Origin of the sequence: Acidiphilium cryptum JF-5, assembly GCF_000016725.1 — a bacterium.
GTDB classification, from domain to species: domain Bacteria; phylum Pseudomonadota; class Alphaproteobacteria; order Acetobacterales; family Acetobacteraceae; genus Acidiphilium; species Acidiphilium multivorum.
Genome location: NC_009470.1, coordinates 22,408 through 37,415 on the forward strand (window position 1 = coordinate 22,408; position 15,008 = coordinate 37,415).

Annotated in this window: 17 protein-coding genes; 9 read left to right on the top strand and 8 right to left on the bottom strand. The window is 59.5% G+C overall.

Annotated features, from left to right (window positions below; translation table 11 throughout):
- Positions 1-4 precede the first annotated feature (4 nt).
- The 4 genes from ACRY_RS02150 to ACRY_RS20550 all read left to right on the top strand — a co-directional run bounded on the left by ACRY_RS02150 (position 5) and on the right by ACRY_RS20550 (position 3,355).
- Complete coding sequence (locus ACRY_RS02150) at positions 5-535, top strand: AAA family ATPase (RefSeq protein WP_081432849.1); 531 nt, start codon at positions 5-7, stop codon at positions 533-535.
- Positions 529-855: a hypothetical protein gene (locus ACRY_RS18740; protein ID WP_011930835.1), complete on the top strand. Its 327-nt coding sequence runs from the start codon at positions 529-531 to the stop codon at positions 853-855. Before ACRY_RS02150 ends, ACRY_RS18740 begins: the two co-directional genes overlap by 7 nt.
- Positions 856-985: 130 nt before the next feature.
- Positions 986-1,693, top strand: coding sequence for a hypothetical protein (locus ACRY_RS18745; protein WP_155856333.1), 708 nt, complete (start codon positions 986-988; stop codon positions 1,691-1,693).
- A gap of 255 nt (positions 1,694-1,948) precedes the next feature.
- Positions 1,949-3,355, top strand: coding sequence for an RNA-guided endonuclease InsQ/TnpB family protein (locus ACRY_RS20550; RefSeq protein ID WP_011930837.1), 1,407 nt, complete (start codon positions 1,949-1,951; stop codon positions 3,353-3,355).
- A 150-nt stretch (positions 3,356-3,505) separates the two neighbouring features.
- Here the strand turns inward: ACRY_RS20550 and ACRY_RS02160 are convergent, their stop codons facing one another.
- The 4 genes from ACRY_RS02160 to ACRY_RS18760 all read right to left on the bottom strand — a co-directional run bounded on the left by ACRY_RS02160 (position 3,506) and on the right by ACRY_RS18760 (position 6,499).
- Positions 3,506-3,772, bottom strand: a complete 267-nt coding sequence (locus ACRY_RS02160; protein ID WP_011930838.1) for a hypothetical protein — start codon at positions 3,770-3,772, stop codon at positions 3,506-3,508.
- Between the two features lie 385 nt (positions 3,773-4,157).
- Entirely contained in the window at positions 4,158-4,724 is a 567-nt protein-coding gene (locus tag ACRY_RS02165; protein WP_011930839.1) for a hypothetical protein, read from the bottom strand.
- Positions 4,725-4,746: 22 nt separating this feature from the next.
- Positions 4,747-6,102 carry a plasmid replication protein RepC gene (gene repC / locus ACRY_RS02170; RefSeq protein WP_011930840.1) on the bottom strand — a complete coding sequence of 452 codons (1,356 nt, stop codon included), beginning with the start codon at positions 6,100-6,102 and terminating at the stop codon, positions 4,747-4,749.
- Between the two features lie 187 nt (positions 6,103-6,289).
- Positions 6,290-6,499, bottom strand: a complete 210-nt coding sequence (locus tag ACRY_RS18760) for a ribbon-helix-helix domain-containing protein (RefSeq protein ID WP_081432851.1) — start codon at positions 6,497-6,499, stop codon at positions 6,290-6,292.
- A 404-nt stretch (positions 6,500-6,903) separates the two neighbouring features.
- Between ACRY_RS18760 and ACRY_RS02175 the strand changes: the two genes are divergently transcribed.
- From ACRY_RS02175 to ACRY_RS02180, 3 genes are all read left to right on the top strand, one after another.
- Positions 6,904-7,587, top strand: coding sequence for a ParA family protein (locus tag ACRY_RS02175; RefSeq protein WP_011930841.1), 684 nt, complete (start codon positions 6,904-6,906; stop codon positions 7,585-7,587).
- Positions 7,584-7,943 carry a hypothetical protein gene (locus ACRY_RS18765; protein ID WP_081432852.1) on the top strand — a complete coding sequence of 120 codons (360 nt, stop codon included), beginning with the start codon at positions 7,584-7,586 and terminating at the stop codon, positions 7,941-7,943. Before ACRY_RS02175 ends, ACRY_RS18765 begins: the two co-directional genes overlap by 4 nt.
- 83 nt (positions 7,944-8,026) lie before the next feature.
- Positions 8,027-8,680 (top strand): hypothetical protein, encoded by a 654-nt coding sequence (locus tag ACRY_RS02180; RefSeq protein WP_011930842.1) that lies wholly within the window; start codon positions 8,027-8,029, stop codon positions 8,678-8,680.
- A 10-nt stretch (positions 8,681-8,690) separates the two neighbouring features.
- Here the strand turns inward: ACRY_RS02180 and ACRY_RS02185 are convergent, their stop codons facing one another.
- Genes ACRY_RS02185 through dcm form a run of 3 tightly spaced genes read right to left on the bottom strand, consistent with a single transcriptional unit; the run spans position 8,691 to position 11,635 of the window.
- Positions 8,691-9,956 (bottom strand): type II restriction endonuclease, encoded by a 1,266-nt coding sequence (locus ACRY_RS02185; RefSeq protein ID WP_231295231.1) that lies wholly within the window; start codon positions 9,954-9,956, stop codon positions 8,691-8,693.
- The gene (locus tag ACRY_RS02190; RefSeq protein WP_011930844.1) at positions 9,916-10,380 is read right to left on the bottom strand and encodes a very short patch repair endonuclease; all 465 of its coding nucleotides are present in this window, start codon (positions 10,378-10,380) and stop codon (positions 9,916-9,918) included. Before ACRY_RS02190 ends, ACRY_RS02185 begins: the two co-directional genes overlap by 41 nt.
- The gene (dcm, locus tag ACRY_RS02195; RefSeq protein ID WP_043508985.1) at positions 10,373-11,635 is read right to left on the bottom strand and encodes a DNA (cytosine-5-)-methyltransferase; all 1,263 of its coding nucleotides are present in this window, start codon (positions 11,633-11,635) and stop codon (positions 10,373-10,375) included. The genes ACRY_RS02190 and dcm overlap by 8 nt, the downstream gene beginning before the upstream one ends.
- 203 nt (positions 11,636-11,838) lie before the next feature.
- Here dcm and ACRY_RS02200 point away from each other — a divergent pair, with 203 nt between their 5' ends.
- Entirely contained in the window at positions 11,839-12,936 is a 1,098-nt protein-coding gene (locus ACRY_RS02200; protein WP_011930846.1) for a hypothetical protein, read from the top strand.
- Positions 12,937-13,266: 330 nt separating this feature from the next.
- Here the strand turns inward: ACRY_RS02200 and ACRY_RS18770 are convergent, their stop codons facing one another.
- Entirely contained in the window at positions 13,267-13,710 is a 444-nt protein-coding gene (locus ACRY_RS18770; protein WP_155856335.1) for a hypothetical protein, read from the bottom strand.
- Positions 13,711-14,170: 460 nt separating this feature from the next.
- On the opposite strand from ACRY_RS18770, the gene ACRY_RS19540 reads away from it, so the two are divergent.
- The gene (locus tag ACRY_RS19540) at positions 14,171-14,749 is read left to right on the top strand and encodes a hypothetical protein (RefSeq protein WP_155856336.1); all 579 of its coding nucleotides are present in this window, start codon (positions 14,171-14,173) and stop codon (positions 14,747-14,749) included.
- The last annotated feature ends 259 nt before the right edge of the window (positions 14,750-15,008 follow it).

Here is a 15,008-nt window from a genome sequence, read left to right on the forward strand (position 1 = left end):
CTATATCGGCCACACGGCACCAAAAGTGAAGAATAAGGTCGCGGAAGCGATGGACGGAATCCTGTTCATCGACGAGGCGTACACCCTCTCCGGGGGCAAAGGCGGGCACGATTTCGGCCAAGAAGCCATAGATACGCTGCTCAAGGAAATGGAAGACAAGCGCGACCGGCTGGTGATCATCGTGGCCGGATACCCGGCCGAGATGCGCGCTTTCATCAATTCAAACCCCGGCCTTGCCTCTCGCTTCGCAAAAACCATCGAATTCCAGCCATACAGCCCACCCGAGCTGATCGAAATTTTCAAGGGGATGCTGCGCAAGGAAGATTTGCATCTCGCCCCCGATTGGCCGGAAGCCGAATTGACCGGTTGGTTCTCGTCGCGACTCACCGATCCGCAGTTCGGCAACGCCCGTACCGTCCGCACTATCGTTGAACGCATCCGTGAGGCTCAATCCCTACGGCTGGCTCAGAATGGGGCCGGGGATTTGCAAACCGTCACCGCCGAGGACGTGCAGGAGGCTCTTGCATCATGCTGAACCCCGAATTCAGGGACCATCTGCGCGCGGTTCATCGCGCGCTGTGGCGGCAAGATAACTCTTACCGGCTGGCCATCCTGGCCGCCCCCGTTCTGCTGGTCCTCGCCGTCATTCACGCCCTGCCTGGCGGGAAAAATGCGTCCCCACCGACGCCATCCGGTCCCCCGGTCTCATCGTCACATTCCTCGGCCTCGAACATCCCACCGCCCGCAGCCAAACCTGCCGCCGCGGCGGTTCCTCTGAAAATCAAACCCGGTGCGCCCCTGCCCGCCACCCAACCCGCCTCCGCTGGCGGGTATCACTCCCCGTTCAACCAGTAAGGTTCCCATGCGCTTATGCTCGATCTCCGCTGTTGCCGTCTTCGTCGCTGCGCCTGCATTCGCCCAATCGGCCGCCCCATCGCCTGACGCTGCCCTGTGGGCGTCCGCTTCCAAGGGCGCGGCGGGGGAGTTGCAACTCTATCTCGGGCAGTATCCCCACGGGCAGTTTGCCGGCCAGGCCAAGGCGGCTCTGGCGGCGCTCAACAGCCGTCCAGCGGCATTCCCAGCACCCACCGCCAAGGCAGCAGCAAGCTCGGCCACGTCAAAGCCTTCCAAGCCTGCGCCAAGTCCGACCGTATCGAAGCCTGCCAACCTGAAACCCGGCTGGCTGGTCGAAGTGCGCGCCACGCATCAACAGGCCACCTCAAGCGGGCAGACCTGGCTACCGGACCCTGTGGCCCTGTCGCTCAAGCCTCAACCGGGGCCGGTTTTCAACATCGCCACGCTGGCTCAAGGCATTCCGGCCGCTGGAACGCTGCCCGCGATCGCCGGCTCCGCCAAGTGGCTGGTCAGGAAAGCCGGGCAATGGGGGATCGGAACCGATATCAAATGGCATAACACCGGTCCCTGTACGGCAACGGTAACAGTCCAGGGTAACCGCATCATCAAAAGCACAACCAACCAGGTCAGCTATGCACCAGGTAGCGGAGATACCTCGTTTTCAGCGGCCCTCTCGCTCACCCCGGGCGTCTACAACGTGGCCTGGACACTCGTTTGCCAGCCGACCAGCAGCTACTTGCCCGGTAAAGATGCCACTCTGTCCTTGCTGGTCGCCCCTCCGCAGGGTGCGCTCGCAGCGCCAACCACCGGCGAATTTGTTTATCAACCCAACAAATAAGAGCTTTGACATGGAACTTGTGTATGCCGCGTTCCGCCCTCTCGCCATACTTATTGGGATCTTCAGCATTTACCGGTTTTTACACTGCGATCCGCTCTCCTTGACATCAGAACAATACCGCCGTGTGTGTCTCTGGCGGGCACGGCGGGATGCCCTTCTGAATTTCCGGCGCTGCGATCAACTCATCTGCATGGGCCTCTGACCGTCAATCAGGAACTCGGAAACGCACGCCTTTTAGCAAGAAGTGATACCGGCATGATGCTGACATTCCGGGTCCGCGCCTGCCCCACGCGGCAGCAACATGCATGGTTCACCGCCTGCCTCGATCACACGCGAGACCTCTACAACGCAGCACTTGAGGAAAGGCTGGGCGCCTGGCGGAAAGCACGGAAGCGCATCACCCTCGGCGAACAGGGAAAGGCGCTCACTGAACTGCGCAGGGATGCCGAATATGCCGCTTTCCCGCGGCGCATGCAGCGCTGGACGCTCGATCGGGTCGATGTTGCCTACCGCGAGCATGTGAAGCGACTAGCTGACCCGGCCAGGCCACGCGGCGATATCAGGTTCCGGGGCAAACCATTCTGGCGGACAATCGGCTTCGATTCACCGATCGATTTCGAGATGCGGGACCGCGGCCTGTATCAGCGCAAGGCGCTGGGCGGGACGCTCCGGCTTAAGCGCGACCGCGATCTTCCGCCATGGGAAAACTGCAAGGCAATTACGCTCACCCGGGAAGACCGGCGCTGGTTCGTCAACCTGACCTACGAAATGCCAGCCCCGGCACACTCCCCACGGCTGGTGCCGATGAGGCCGGTGGGCCTCGATCTCGGCCTGAAAACCTCCGTTGTCCGATCGGACGGTGCCGAAATCGATGCGGTCGGCTCCTTGCGGGCAGCATTGCCCGAACTGCGCCGCCTTGGTCGTGCCCTCGCCCGCTGCAAGAAGCGGTCGCGGCGCCGGCACAAGGTGAAAGCGCGCCTGGCGCGGCTGCATGCCAAAATCAGCCGCCGGCGGGGCGCCCGCCTGCATGAAATTTCCGCCCGCCTGGTGCACCATTGGGACGCCGTGGCCGTCGAGGATCTGAACCTCGCTGGTCTGATGCGTGCCGGCGACCGGCGCGCTCAGGGGCGCGGCATGCGCCGCAAATGGCGCGATTTCTCACCGGGCAGGCTCGTCTCGCTGATCGAATGGAAATGCCAGCGCGAGGGCCGGGCCTTCGCCCGTGTCGATCCGAGAGGAACTTCGCAAGAATGCGCTGGCTGCGGCTCTTTCGTGCCGAAGACGCTGCGAGACCGGATGCATCGATGCGAAAACTGCGGAATCGTTCTCGATCGCGACCATAACGCGGCCTTGAACGTGTTGAACCGGGCCGGGTGGGGTCCGGGGGGCGCTAATCCTGATGGCAAGGTCGGTAATCCTGCCGATCTGGTGCGGGATTGCCCCGGAAATACGGCAGGGGATGACCCGGCCGGACCACGGCGAGGTGGCCTTGCCACCTCCCTTCATCCTACTACGTGCAATCGGTGGAATGGCGCCTATGGAAACTCTTGTTCCATATCATATGGTTACAGGAAGACCGTTCCCCGCGCACGCGGGGATGAACCGCGCCTCGGCCAGTATGTGATCGCGGCGATCGTCCGTTCCCCGCGCACGCGGGGATGAACCGCTGAACATCATAGACTTTCACCGTCACCGAAACCGTTCCCCGCGCACGCGGGGATGAACCGAAAGACGCCGGCAATTCAGCCGCCGCTCATTGCCGTTCCCCGCGTACGCGGGGATGCACTGAAATATGCCGGCGGTTACGTCAGCTCAGATCAGGTGTGCGGCGACCAGCACCGCCAGAATCGCACTAATGCCGCTCAAGACGGCGCCGCCAGCAGCGATGATCGCCGGCCAGTTCGTGTCGTTCCTGTGTATGGCCGCCCTGTCCCGGGCCGCCTGGGCGAGCAACGCATCAATGCGCGGCCAGCTCTCCTCCCGCATCCGCCAAATTCGTTCATGCATCTGGTCGAACCGCGCAATTTGCTCGCGCAGATAAAGGCGCTCCGCGTTCTCGTCAGGATTGCTTGCCATCATGGATTACAGGGGCTGCCCGTGAAGTGAACTCTACGAGACATCAGCAATGCCCACAGTCCGAAAACGGGCGCCGCCAGACAGGCATGTGACCAGGTCGGGTTTTGCATCGCTGACGGTGTCCTTCAATGAAATGTCGAGTTCATACGCAACCCTGTCCACCTTGCCCGATGAATGAAGTTTCGGGACAATCAATAGTGGCTGGGGACAGGCTTTTTTCCTGCGGCATGTGCCCGTTTTTCAGCCCGCTCCAACAGGACCCTCTTCGCAGTGGTTCGCATCTTTCCAGCGTTCCGCAGAGCCTCAGTCGGCACGTTCCGGCCGGCAGCTTCGAGTTCACGCGCTTTCGCGGCAGTCCTTTTCAGGTGCGCCTCGAGCTTGATCGTCCTCATGGCTCCAATTCCGAATTCAGGCCGTTCAGGAGCGAGATATCCCCGCCTTCCTCTTCTACCCGTTTCTTCAAATAGGCGGAATCAATCCTGTCCGCCATCTCGAAGAGAACCCGGGCCTGGTTCAGGCGTGATTCATCCGGCGGCTTGCCCCCCGCATACTGCCCCAGACGGTCAGCAATAAGGTCCTCGATCGCGGGCAGGACAACAGCACTCCCCGCATCAATCTGGAACTGCGCAACACGCATCCGGTCCGCGCGCCCGTCAAACATGGGGCCTGTGACCAGTTGCCAGCCGAACTGCGGGTAGTCAGGGTGATAATACCCGACCTTGAGCTTCCCTGCCCGATCCTCGGGACAAAACCCGCGCTGCAGCAGGATCTCGTGAAACCGCTCCTCCGCTGCAACAATCAGGTCGAAATCCGCGGAATGGAAAGCCCCTCCGGTCCACAGCGCAACCGCAGCCCCTCCAACGAGGTACGCGGGACTTCCGGTCTCGCGGCGATACTCCTCGCAGACGCGGCCGAGCAGCCCAAGCGCCTCAAGATAATCGGCTTCCAGTGCCATTACCGCGCCGTCCCGTGTTGTCTCACTGCGGCTGATCCCAGCCGTGGGTGTCACGCTTGCTCCGCATGCCCCAGATGGTCTTGCCGAGGTTCAGCTCGCCGGCTCGAGCCCTTGCCACCATGCCATGGAAATATCCCCCGGGCGTGCTCCTGAAATGCCCCGCCGGCCGCGCCGAGACGATAGCCAGCGCGATCGCCGCCTGCTCCCGCCCCATGGCAAGGCACGCCTCGCCCCAGAGCGGCTTCGACACCCCGAGATCGTGCCGCAGCCAGTCCGCCGCCTCCACAACATCCGGCCAGGCCGGCGATGACCGCCCGAGATAGGGCCGCAGCCGCGGCGCCAGCCGCACAAGCTCGTCCGGCGTGATCCGCAGCACCGTGCCATCGTCTTGCAGGGCAGGCTTTTGCCCCCCCCTGCCCGTCTGTGGTCCCGACGATCCGTCCCGCAGTCCCGGGCTGCCGGTCGGTGCCACCGACATCACCGGGGCCGGACTACTTTTCTCAATGCCAGATACAGTATCCTGTTCAGGATCAGCGTTTGATTTGTATCTGTATTGGTGGGGCCGGTTTTCCGGCCCCTTGGGGTCGGTTTCCACATCTTTTTGTGCACTTCCCCGCCGCTCGGCGATCAGACTCTCAAGCCGCTGGCGCAGCTCGCCATGACGGTCCTCGAGCCGGGTCACGCCAAAGACGAGGACAGTGGATCTCTCCTCCTTGCCCAGACGCCAGCACAGCCGGCGCGCCTCCTCCGCCTCCCGCACGAAACCCCCAGGCTCCAGCCCCACCTCGACCGCCGTCTCCGCGATCTGCTCAATCGCCTTGCGGGCAATCGTCACCCGCCGGCGCAGCTGGCGAACCGCCTCGCGCTCCGCCCGCCCCTTCTCCGCCACAGCCCGGAATTCCTCGAGCCGCACCCCAAGCGGTGACAGGTCAAACCCATACGCCTCGATGATCCGCCCGCTACGGTCACGCCGCCCGTAACGCTTGCCATTCGGACTGTCCCGCATCACCACCAGGCCCAGCTCGACCAGAAGCCGGTTCAGCGCCTTGGTCTGCGATACCCCCAGATCAAGATCCGCCTGCTGGACCGTAGCGGACGGCCAGACCACCGGACGCGCCCCAGGCTCCCAGTCCTGCCGCTGGGTAAAGCGGAACAGCCAGTCCACCGCATGCACCACCCGCGGCGGCAGGCCGAGATAGGGCGCCGCCGCCTTGAAGGCCGCCAGAACCGCACCCGGCCCCCCTGCCCCGTCTGACAGGCCGGTGAAACCTTCAGCCGTCCGGTCCGTCGCAATCATTGCCAGACTCAGCCGGCGAAGCCCGCCAGATCTCTGATTTGTCTTGGTATTCTGCCCGAAACCGGGACTTTCCGTCTCCATCGTGATCCTCCGTTGTGGCTGGATCGCGACAGGCAAAGCTCTCCCCTCAGCAGAAACGGCAATTTCCGCTTGGCAAAACAGCTCGCAATGGCTATGTCTGGAGAAGAACGTATCCAGACGGCCTAGCCGCTACGGCCCGTCACGAGTTTACGCAAAGCCCGCCCGGCAAGGCGGGCTTTTGCACGTTTTAGGTCTTCTGAGTGGCCTGAATCCCCCGTTCAATTAACTGCAAGAGCGCTTGGCTGCGGTTACGCAACCCTTGGCTCTCTTTGATTTCGTCAACAACCGCCACCAGATCCTTTGGCAAGGCGACGACGAGTTGATGTTGCCCGCCGGCAGCCAGACGACGCCTGTACGCGCGGTGTTTTCCTAGAACTGCATCAACACCAGCTGGCATTCGAACCCCGCCCACGTTGCTAGCGACCCAGCTAGAATTATAAACGTCAATTTGTCTATAGACTTATTTTCACGACCCCGTTTTGCTTTGAAAAGATGGGTTTTTTGTGAACCTCCGAATCAAGAACCCTAAAAGGGTGCTTGGTTTCGCCACGCGAATCGTGACATGGGCAGCCTCCGATTCGGAAAGGCCAACTATCTCGTCTGATACGCGATTTTCCCCCGAAATCGCCGCAAATGATTGATCACGTTCAACCGACCGCCGCGAGAGACTTACCGTCAACCGCAGGTCTACTATACGTAGACGGTAGACCGACGGTTGACTTTCTTGAATCTAAAGTCTACTATTCGTCTATAGTCAGTTTACCGTCTACACTCAGTAGACCATCTGTCTGGGGGTCATGCATGCCAACTGTCGTTTTTGCATCGCCAAAAGGAGGAGCTGGCAAGAGCACGTCTGCCGTGATCCTTGCGACCGAACTGGCTGCAGCCGGGGCTGAAATCACAATCATCGATGCAGATCCAAACAAGCCAGTCGCCAGATGGAGCCGTCTTCCGGGCAAGCCAGCTTCTCTGCGAGTGATCGATGATGTCTCTGAAAAGACGATCATTCGCGTGATCGACACAGAAGCCGAGCGCGCGGCTTTTGTCATAGTCGACCTGGAAGGCACAGCTTCACGAATGGTGCCTTATGCAATGAGCCGGGCGGATCTGGTACTGATTCCTACGCGGGGGTCTGTCCTTGATGCCGTTGAAGCCGTGGCGGCAATTCGCGAGGTGAAACAGCAAGAAGAAGCCTTCAGGCTACACATTCCTGCTGCAGTTCTTTTCACAAACACTTCTGCCGCAATCAGACCGCGCACGCTTTCGGCGATAGAAACAGAGTTCGCCGAAAACGGTGTGAACGTGCTCAAGACCCGCCTCCATGAACGGGAAGCCTATCGCGCCCTGTTCTCCTTCGGTGGAACGCTGGAAGCCCTCGATCCCGCAAATGTCCGGAATATCCCGGCCGCAATAGAAAATGCCCAGGCTTTCGCAAGAGAGGTCGTGGACCTTCTTCGCCAGAACCGGGAGGAGGTTGCCGCATGAGCCAGAGATCCAGCATATTCCACAATCCACATCCGCCGCTGGATGTCAGCGACTTCAAACCGGCAGGTGGAAAGCAACACCGACCAGCCCCCGCCGCTATCGATGAGATCAGCAGTAAAGGCCGGTTTCAGAGCCGCGAGCCGGAACCTGCAATACCGGGGCAGTCTATAGACAGCCCACCATCCACCAGACGACAACCGATGACCTACCGTACCGGGCGCAATAAGGTCTTCAGCGTGAAAACAGATCCGGCGACCGCCGATGAGTTCTATGCCATCGCGCAGAAAAACGGCTGGAAGGCTGCAGAAACATTTGAAAAGGCCGTTGCTGCGCTCAGACGCGAGCTGACCAGTTGAGACGCGCCCGGACAACCCGGCCCGAAGGGCAGTATGATGTTGGCAACCATGACCGCCGGATTGGCCACTAAGGAACCATAACGATGGGTGTTCAGCTGTATCTGCTTGACCGCAGGCCAACCACCCTTGTGGTCGGCGGCACATCCCACAAAATCGGCACCCTTCGACGTTTCTGGAAAGTGACCGAGCTCAACAACGCCCGCATGACAGAGATTGGCGCTGCCCAGGGCCGGATCCGGCAGAAAGCCGCGCCGGTGGCCGTGATGCTGAACGATGTGATGGAAGCTGCTCTGGAAATGGAACCTGGCCGGAGCCTACCGGCCCATATCGTGCTTGGCTGGGATGCCGACCGGGTTTCGGTAACGGATCAGGACTGGGAATATCTGCCTGTTCTTGGCTACGCCGTCCGGAACCCTGAAACCGGTATCTACGTGCTGCACGAAACCGGGGAAGGGGAGGGCGGGCTGCTGCGCCCGGTCACGCGGGATCGTGCCATTCACCGCGGACTGATTACCACGGATGACCAGCTTGTACGTCATGGCCAGCCTCGTATCACTACATGCCATAGCGTGACCCCGCTCATCGAAACCTACGCCGAAGCCGACTGCCTGCTAGCGGATGGAAGGTCCACCCGAATCCTGACCTCGGTCACATCGGGGCGGCTGCCGGATCCCGCCTGGTATGCGGGCAAGCGGCCGGCCGATGTGAAAGCATACCCGATAGACCGGGCAGCCTGATCCTGTGGGACTATGGCCCCTGAATGGCGGACAGCGGTCTCACGTCACCAATGAAGTTCTCGAACGTGACAAGATGCGGCCGGACACTCGCCGGATAGGAACGGTGGAGTTCAGCAGGCACCACCAGACGGACGCCGGCCTCGCTCATTTCCCGGAACTGCCCCTCCGAAACCCCTTCCTGGAGGGTGAGGAGGTGCTTGGTTGCGATCCTGTCGGCCTCGTTGAGCACCTGCCGCCAGCGGTCCTTGCAGGTCGTTTTCGCGGCCAGCATGCGCAACCGCTCTGCCGGAAACGCCGGATTGTCGTAGGCGGCCTTGGACGGGAACAGGAAATCCGGCCGCTTGCCGTTCTCGATTACTGGCCGGTAGGTGAAGGAGGTATCAGCCAGCAGACCTTCCTCGGTCATGATCTCGCGGACATGCAGTTCCAGCGAAGTGCCTGAACGGGTCTTCCGGCTCTGCAGGATTGTCTGGGCAAGCGAGAGAAAATCGCCGATCGCGGAGAAGCCTTGCCTGATACGTGGGAGATAGACGGCCTCCTCGACGCTGAGAAATATCTCAAATTCGCATTCACGGCGGCGCATGAGAAGCCGGTCGGGCTCCAGACCGTTTCGCTGGCGTCGTTTGACCGTCTCCCTGATAATTTCCTCGCCCGTCGGGAACCTGGTCAGCCAGGCAGGAGGAATTTCACCGGGCAGGAGCCGGCACGACCCCGGTCCTGCATCCGTGTGCATGAACAGGTCGCGGGCGATTTCGCCCGGCTGCCAGACCACAGGAGCCTTCGGCTCTACCGGACCAATGCGCTCTTCAAGAAGATCTGCCTCCGCCCCCTGATCGCAGACCCAGACATGACATTCCATCTGCCTGCCCGGCCCGTGAGGGAGGAAGGCAAACACGGCCAGGGCACCGGTACTGTCCGGATCCAGAAGTGCTGACCGGCCACCGCCGAAATTCGTCAGTCGGGCTTCGTTCCTCGTCCCTCCACGAAGCCTGTTGTTGTACCAGATCGCCCGGATCCTCCGGCGGTCCGCGTGAGAGTCGATGTACAGGTCGAACCAGCAGTCCGGATTCTCCTCCTCTGGGTGGTTGAGGTCCGGGAAAACGCTGAACAGGAACTCCTTTGGAATATAGGGCCCCGCTCCATGGGCTCCGGTTGCCAGGGTATCGTTGGCTGCCAGCCGCTTGGCGAACCAGACAGCGCCGGGGACGCCGTACTCGTCCATCCAGCCCACAAGATCAGTCAGCGCCATTGTTCCCCCGAATTTCCAGGTTTCCATCTCCGGATCTCAGCCACGAGACGGCTTCGTCAATGACAGGTTCCGGCACCATGCCGCGCCTGCGCCTGATCGCACATTCCCAGATCGTGAGGACACGCCAGCCAGTGGCGACCAGCTCGTTCATGACAGCGGCATCTCTCTGCCGGTTCCGCCGGATCTTCTCGGCCCAGAATTCCGGGCGGGTGCCGGGCAGCCGGAACAGCCCGCAGTCGTGGCCATGCCAGAAGCAGCCATGAACGAAGATAGCGGCGCGATAGCGGGGCAGGACGATGTCGGGACGGCCCGGCAGGGCACGCGGATGCAGCCGGTAACGAAAGCCACGTACATGGAGGGCACTGCGGATCATCCGCTCCGGTCGGGTATTGGCCGACCGGATACCCGCCATCATCCGGCTGCGCGTCTGCCGGTCGACAATATCAGGCACTCTCCTGCAGCCCGGTGGCGTGATGATTTTCGTCACCTTCGACCGCCTCGAGAATCCATTGCTTCATGTGACGGGCGACAGCAGCAACTACAGGCACGGCAACCGCGTTGCCGAACTGCTTGTAGGCCTGGGTATCTGACACGGGTATCTTGAAATCCGCCTCGCCAGGCCTGTCGAAGCCCATGAGACGGGCACACTCGCGGGGCGTCAGGCGCCGGGGGCGCTTGCCGTTCTGGCGGATCAGGATCTCCGACCCATCCTTGTAATAGCGGGCTGACAGGGTTCGGGCGACATCCTCCGGGCCGCAAAGGCCGAAGCCAAAGCCGTTTCCGGCCCGCCGGTGCTTCTCGGCATAGTTCTGCAGATAATTCCAGAGATGATCGGTGAGTGTATAGCGCTCGGTGACGGTTGCCAGTGGGCCTTCGGTAAAGTGCCCGTCAGGTTTTTCCGTTCCGTCTTCCGGGTGCAGTATGGAGGCCAGCCGGGGACCCGATGCGGGATCCGGGATGTCCAGCGTCTTGAAGGTGAACTCCGCGTTCCGGTCCCGGAAACCCGCGATGAAGATCCTCTCGCGATGCTGCGGAACCCATGATTTTGCATCGATCACACGAAAATCGATCCTGTAGTCGAGCTGGTTCTCGAGAACGTCGCGGATGATCCGGAACGTTGTGCCGCGGTCATGGTTGACCAGGTTTTTCACGTTCTCGAGCAGGAAAACCTTTGGCCTGTGGTGCTTGATGATACGAGCCAGCTCGAAGAACAGCGTGCCCTGGGCCTCGCAGGCAAAGCCGTGCGGTCGTTTGAGTGCATTCTTCTTCGAGACGCCGGCGATGGAGAAGGGCTGGCAGGGGAAGCCCGCCAGCAGGACATCATGCTCCGGGATATCCTTCTCACCGATCTTCGTGATGTCGCCACTTATCGTATGATCATCATACGGATAGTTGGCCGCATAGGTTGCCTGGCTGTACTTGTCCCACTCACTCGTGAAAACGCACCGGCCGCCGATCGCTTCGAATCCGCGCCGCAGACCGCCGATTCCGGCGAAAAGATCGATGAACGTGAATGCAGATGTGTCCGCGACCGGTTTGTGTCCTCCCGGCTGTCGAGCCCGGAGACAGTCAAGGACAGCCTGTCGTGGCGGCTTTCCCTTGCCATTTTCCCACCGGTAGACGTGACGCTCGTGATATCCGAGCGCCTCGGCAGCTTCCACGACCGACAAGCCTGCCTTCTGCCGCAAGATGGAAAACTCGGTCACGGTCACCTCTGGGAATTTTTCTGACTCTATGCCCGATTCGCACCTCGCAGGCAACGGAGCCGGAAGGGAGGGGCTAGCCACCCCAAGGATATCCTTTGCCCGAGTCTGGCTCTTGACCAGATCATGATCCCGCGGCTCAAGCTCATCATGAGCGGGAAAAATCATGCCCGATCGGCAAACGCGAACACCTAACCGGAGCACGGATGGACACTCCCTGGGGCCCGCTCGCAGGACTCAAGCTGGATGATCCTGAAGAGGCGGTGAAGATCCTCGCCGCAGACAAGCATCAACTCATCGAGGGTCTCGTGGTCGAAAGCCTGTTCGACCAGATCGTGGCGAGCGTGCCGGAAAGCACGGAACAGAAGATCATTGCCCTCGACGTCGATTCCGCTGTCATCGACACGATGCGCCGTTCCGAGCGCTGGCTCTGCCTTGTGTGGGCGAGAACGGAATCCGAAGGCCTGGGTCGCTACCTGCAGGCGCTTGAAAAATGCGTGACGCCTTATCTTGTGAGATACAGGAATGGTGAATTCGAGGCAGTCCGCATCTGTGAAGGCCGACGGGCAGGTAAATACCGTCCGCTGCCCGAACTGATGCAGGAAATGTCTGGCAGCCGAATGACCCGTTTCGAGGTTGATCCTGCTGTTCGCAATGTAAACCGCCAGAAGCAGGCATTCTGGGGCTTTCTGTCGGAACACTATGGGAATCGGCTTGGAAACCGCGTGGTTCTGCCACGTATTCTCATGAACTGCGGAATCCAGCCGTATTTCCGAAGGGTATGGAACCTCGACAGGGTATTCATATCAGGCAATTCGGTCTGGATCTTCGAAATCAAGCACAAATACCCGATTGTGCCGAATGCACACATATCACCCGGCCCACTGCAGTTTGGGATCAATGATGGTGAACTTGGTATGCTCCAGAAGCTTTCGGATGCCGGCATCCGCTGCCTGCACACCATTCTGGTCAAGCCGGTCTGGTCCAAGGATGCCGGATCCATGTATCTGCTGAACGACTTGGCGATGCGATCCCGGGCTGCGGTAATCGCACTTGCACTCGATAGCTCAACAATTCGCCGGATCATGGGGGGCCAATCCGGACAGTCTGCCGCGCACACCTCGATCACTGGCAAATCGACTCTGAGCTACAAGAAAATCCCGGTTTCCGATTTCAGTGTGCTGGGACGCTTTTCCGATCCTCCCCAAGATATCGCCAGACGAATAGCGGCGATTATGGCAGAAACCGCAATGCCTCGTGCAACCGATATGTGGATCAGCGACCTGAGGAAATTTGTTCCCTGACAAGGCTGAATCCATCCTGAGCATTGTCTTAAACCACCCCCATCTCGGCAACGAAATTGTGCCACCCGGAACTGAAAATTTCAGCCCGTCGTACTAGCCACGGCAAATACAGGTCGCCGCTTAGGCACACGCTCGAAATCCGCATCAAAAATCCATCGGCAAACAGCCGATATAAGCGCAGTCTGAATGACTTCCTTGCCTTGGTAGGCGACGAACATTACGCCATGGCGGGCACGGCAGTCTAAGTTTCCCAGTCCCGTGCAGCAGGCTGTTGATTTCGTTGGCCTTGGTGTTCCCGGCGATGATGCAAATTTGGCTATGCCATATAATTCAAGGAGTAGGCACACTACCTGCGGAGGGCGTCGGTCTCTCCTCCTCTCCATTGAAATATATCATCGCCTCTTGAAACTGTGCCTTCCATGTATTCTCAAAATATTTTCTCAATAGATTTAATTCTTCTTGCTCTGATTCTGCGAGTATTCTTTTATCAATAATTGCCATAAGCAAATCATTCTGTTTCTTGATTCTTTCTAAAAGGGCATTCTCGGCCATATCCGCCTCTGCTTTCGCATGTGCTTTCGCACGTTTCAACTTCACCAGCCGCACAAAACAGGCAATCGCCGCAACAACCCGATCACCATCTGCATTCCGACCGTGCCCATTAAGCCAAGCAACCACATCCGAATATGACACCTGAGCGAGCCGACTTACTTGGCCGATCAACGCAGACATATTGCCACCAAACAGCTCATTCGCGATTTCACTTAGATCCATGATGAACCCTTCCTTCATTCCCAGATTTTATGCAAAGCGCATGAAACAACAAAACTGTTGCATCCGGTGCATTTAGGCTCGAAGAGAGAGGCTTGGCTGACGGGATGCCTGCGAGAGTTCATCCAGCACCGCAGCCCCATCTGAAGATTCCATGTTTCTCCCCATCCGTTGTCGCAAAAATCCCAATTTATGCGACAGGTCGTGACCGGGATGGGAGGATACCAGATAATCCGATGTTCTTGTCCAAGGTATGACGGCGGTCTCTGCTGCATCTCCAGTCAGGAGAGACCTTTATTCAAAATTATTGAATACTACCTATAATTTTATTATATAACCAAAAGGAGTTGTCGAAGGTCTAACTATCGGGGGTTCACCTATGCCAGGATGGGTTACCAGAGCAGGAGACACGGATTGCTATATCCAGGAAGCATCCTGGAATTGCGCGATGGCTTGCGCCGCGATGGCACTGAACCGCCTTGGTCATGGGCATCCGACCACACGCGCGATCGCGGCGGCTTCGCAAGCTAACAGCGGGAACTATATACCAGCTAATTCGGATCGTGCCGGCGGCCAAGACATCACGCAGAATTCGACCGGCTTGATCGCCGCATTAGCCCTGCGCCGGAAAGCGATCAATCCAGACGACAACCCTCTCGCCACTTCCAGCCCAGGCGACATGTTGTCCAGACTACAAACTGGCTCTGATCCAGGAACCAGCGGGAAGAACATCGCGAACACGCTAAAATTGCAATACAATGTTCAGACTGCCCAGTACAAAACCATCACTGCTGGCGCCGTCGGACCGTTAAAAGCAACTATGGCGGGCGCCACGGTTACCCACCCGGTGATCCTCGGTTTGGTCAATCCACCACATTTCGTGCTCTGTGAGGGATTGGTTCATGGTTCATCAAACCGATACAACATCGTCGATCCGGCCGATGGCGTGCGTTACACGGACGGACGATTGCGCTCCGGCCCAACCTTGAAATTCAACGGCCAAGCCTACAACACAGCAGTTGACGAGGTCATCGTCACCTGACGAGGGGTTACGCATGAAAATCGCTGAGGTATTTGACGGCATGGAATCGGGTGTGATTCGTGTCAACGGCGGATCAAAACCAGGCCAGCGTGGCGGCGTAAAAACCAGTCACTGGATTGTGACGTGACGGATATGAGAACGGCCCCTGCAGGGGCCGTTCTCATATCCGCAGCCTGCTTGGCGGTGGGTATCAGCTGTCGTTGATTTCGCCGGTCTCAGGATCATGAGGCAGGTCGTCACCCAGGGATTACTCTGGGGT

Bases quoted from the DNA above. Each gene is read 5' to 3' on its own strand.
- ACRY_RS18740 (WP_011930835.1), top strand. From the start codon at position 529: ATGCTGAACCCCGAATTCAGGGACCATCTGCGCGCGGTTCATCGCGCG.
- ACRY_RS19540 (WP_155856336.1), top strand. From the start codon at position 14,171: ATGGCACTGAACCGCCTTGGTCATGGGCATCCGACCACACGCGCGATC.
- repC (WP_011930840.1), bottom strand. From the start codon at position 6,102: ATGGAGACGGAAAGTCCCGGTTTCGGGCAGAATACCAAGACAAATCAG.
- ACRY_RS02175 (WP_011930841.1), top strand. From the start codon at position 6,904: ATGCCAACTGTCGTTTTTGCATCGCCAAAAGGAGGAGCTGGCAAGAGC.
- ACRY_RS02185 (WP_231295231.1), bottom strand. From the start codon at position 9,956: ATGGAAACCTGGAAATTCGGGGGAACAATGGCGCTGACTGATCTTGTG.
- ACRY_RS02160 (WP_011930838.1), bottom strand. From the start codon at position 3,772: ATGATGGCAAGCAATCCTGACGAGAACGCGGAGCGCCTTTATCTGCGC.
- ACRY_RS20550 (WP_011930837.1), top strand. From the start codon at position 1,949: ATGATGCTGACATTCCGGGTCCGCGCCTGCCCCACGCGGCAGCAACAT.
- ACRY_RS18760 (WP_081432851.1), bottom strand. From the start codon at position 6,499: ATGCCAGCTGGTGTTGATGCAGTTCTAGGAAAACACCGCGCGTACAGG.
- ACRY_RS02180 (WP_011930842.1), top strand. From the start codon at position 8,027: ATGGGTGTTCAGCTGTATCTGCTTGACCGCAGGCCAACCACCCTTGTG.
- ACRY_RS18765 (WP_081432852.1), top strand. From the start codon at position 7,584: ATGAGCCAGAGATCCAGCATATTCCACAATCCACATCCGCCGCTGGAT.
- ACRY_RS02165 (WP_011930839.1), bottom strand. From the start codon at position 4,724: ATGGCACTGGAAGCCGATTATCTTGAGGCGCTTGGGCTGCTCGGCCGC.
- ACRY_RS18770 (WP_155856335.1), bottom strand. From the start codon at position 13,710: ATGGATCTAAGTGAAATCGCGAATGAGCTGTTTGGTGGCAATATGTCT.
- ACRY_RS02200 (WP_011930846.1), top strand. From the start codon at position 11,839: ATGGACACTCCCTGGGGCCCGCTCGCAGGACTCAAGCTGGATGATCCT.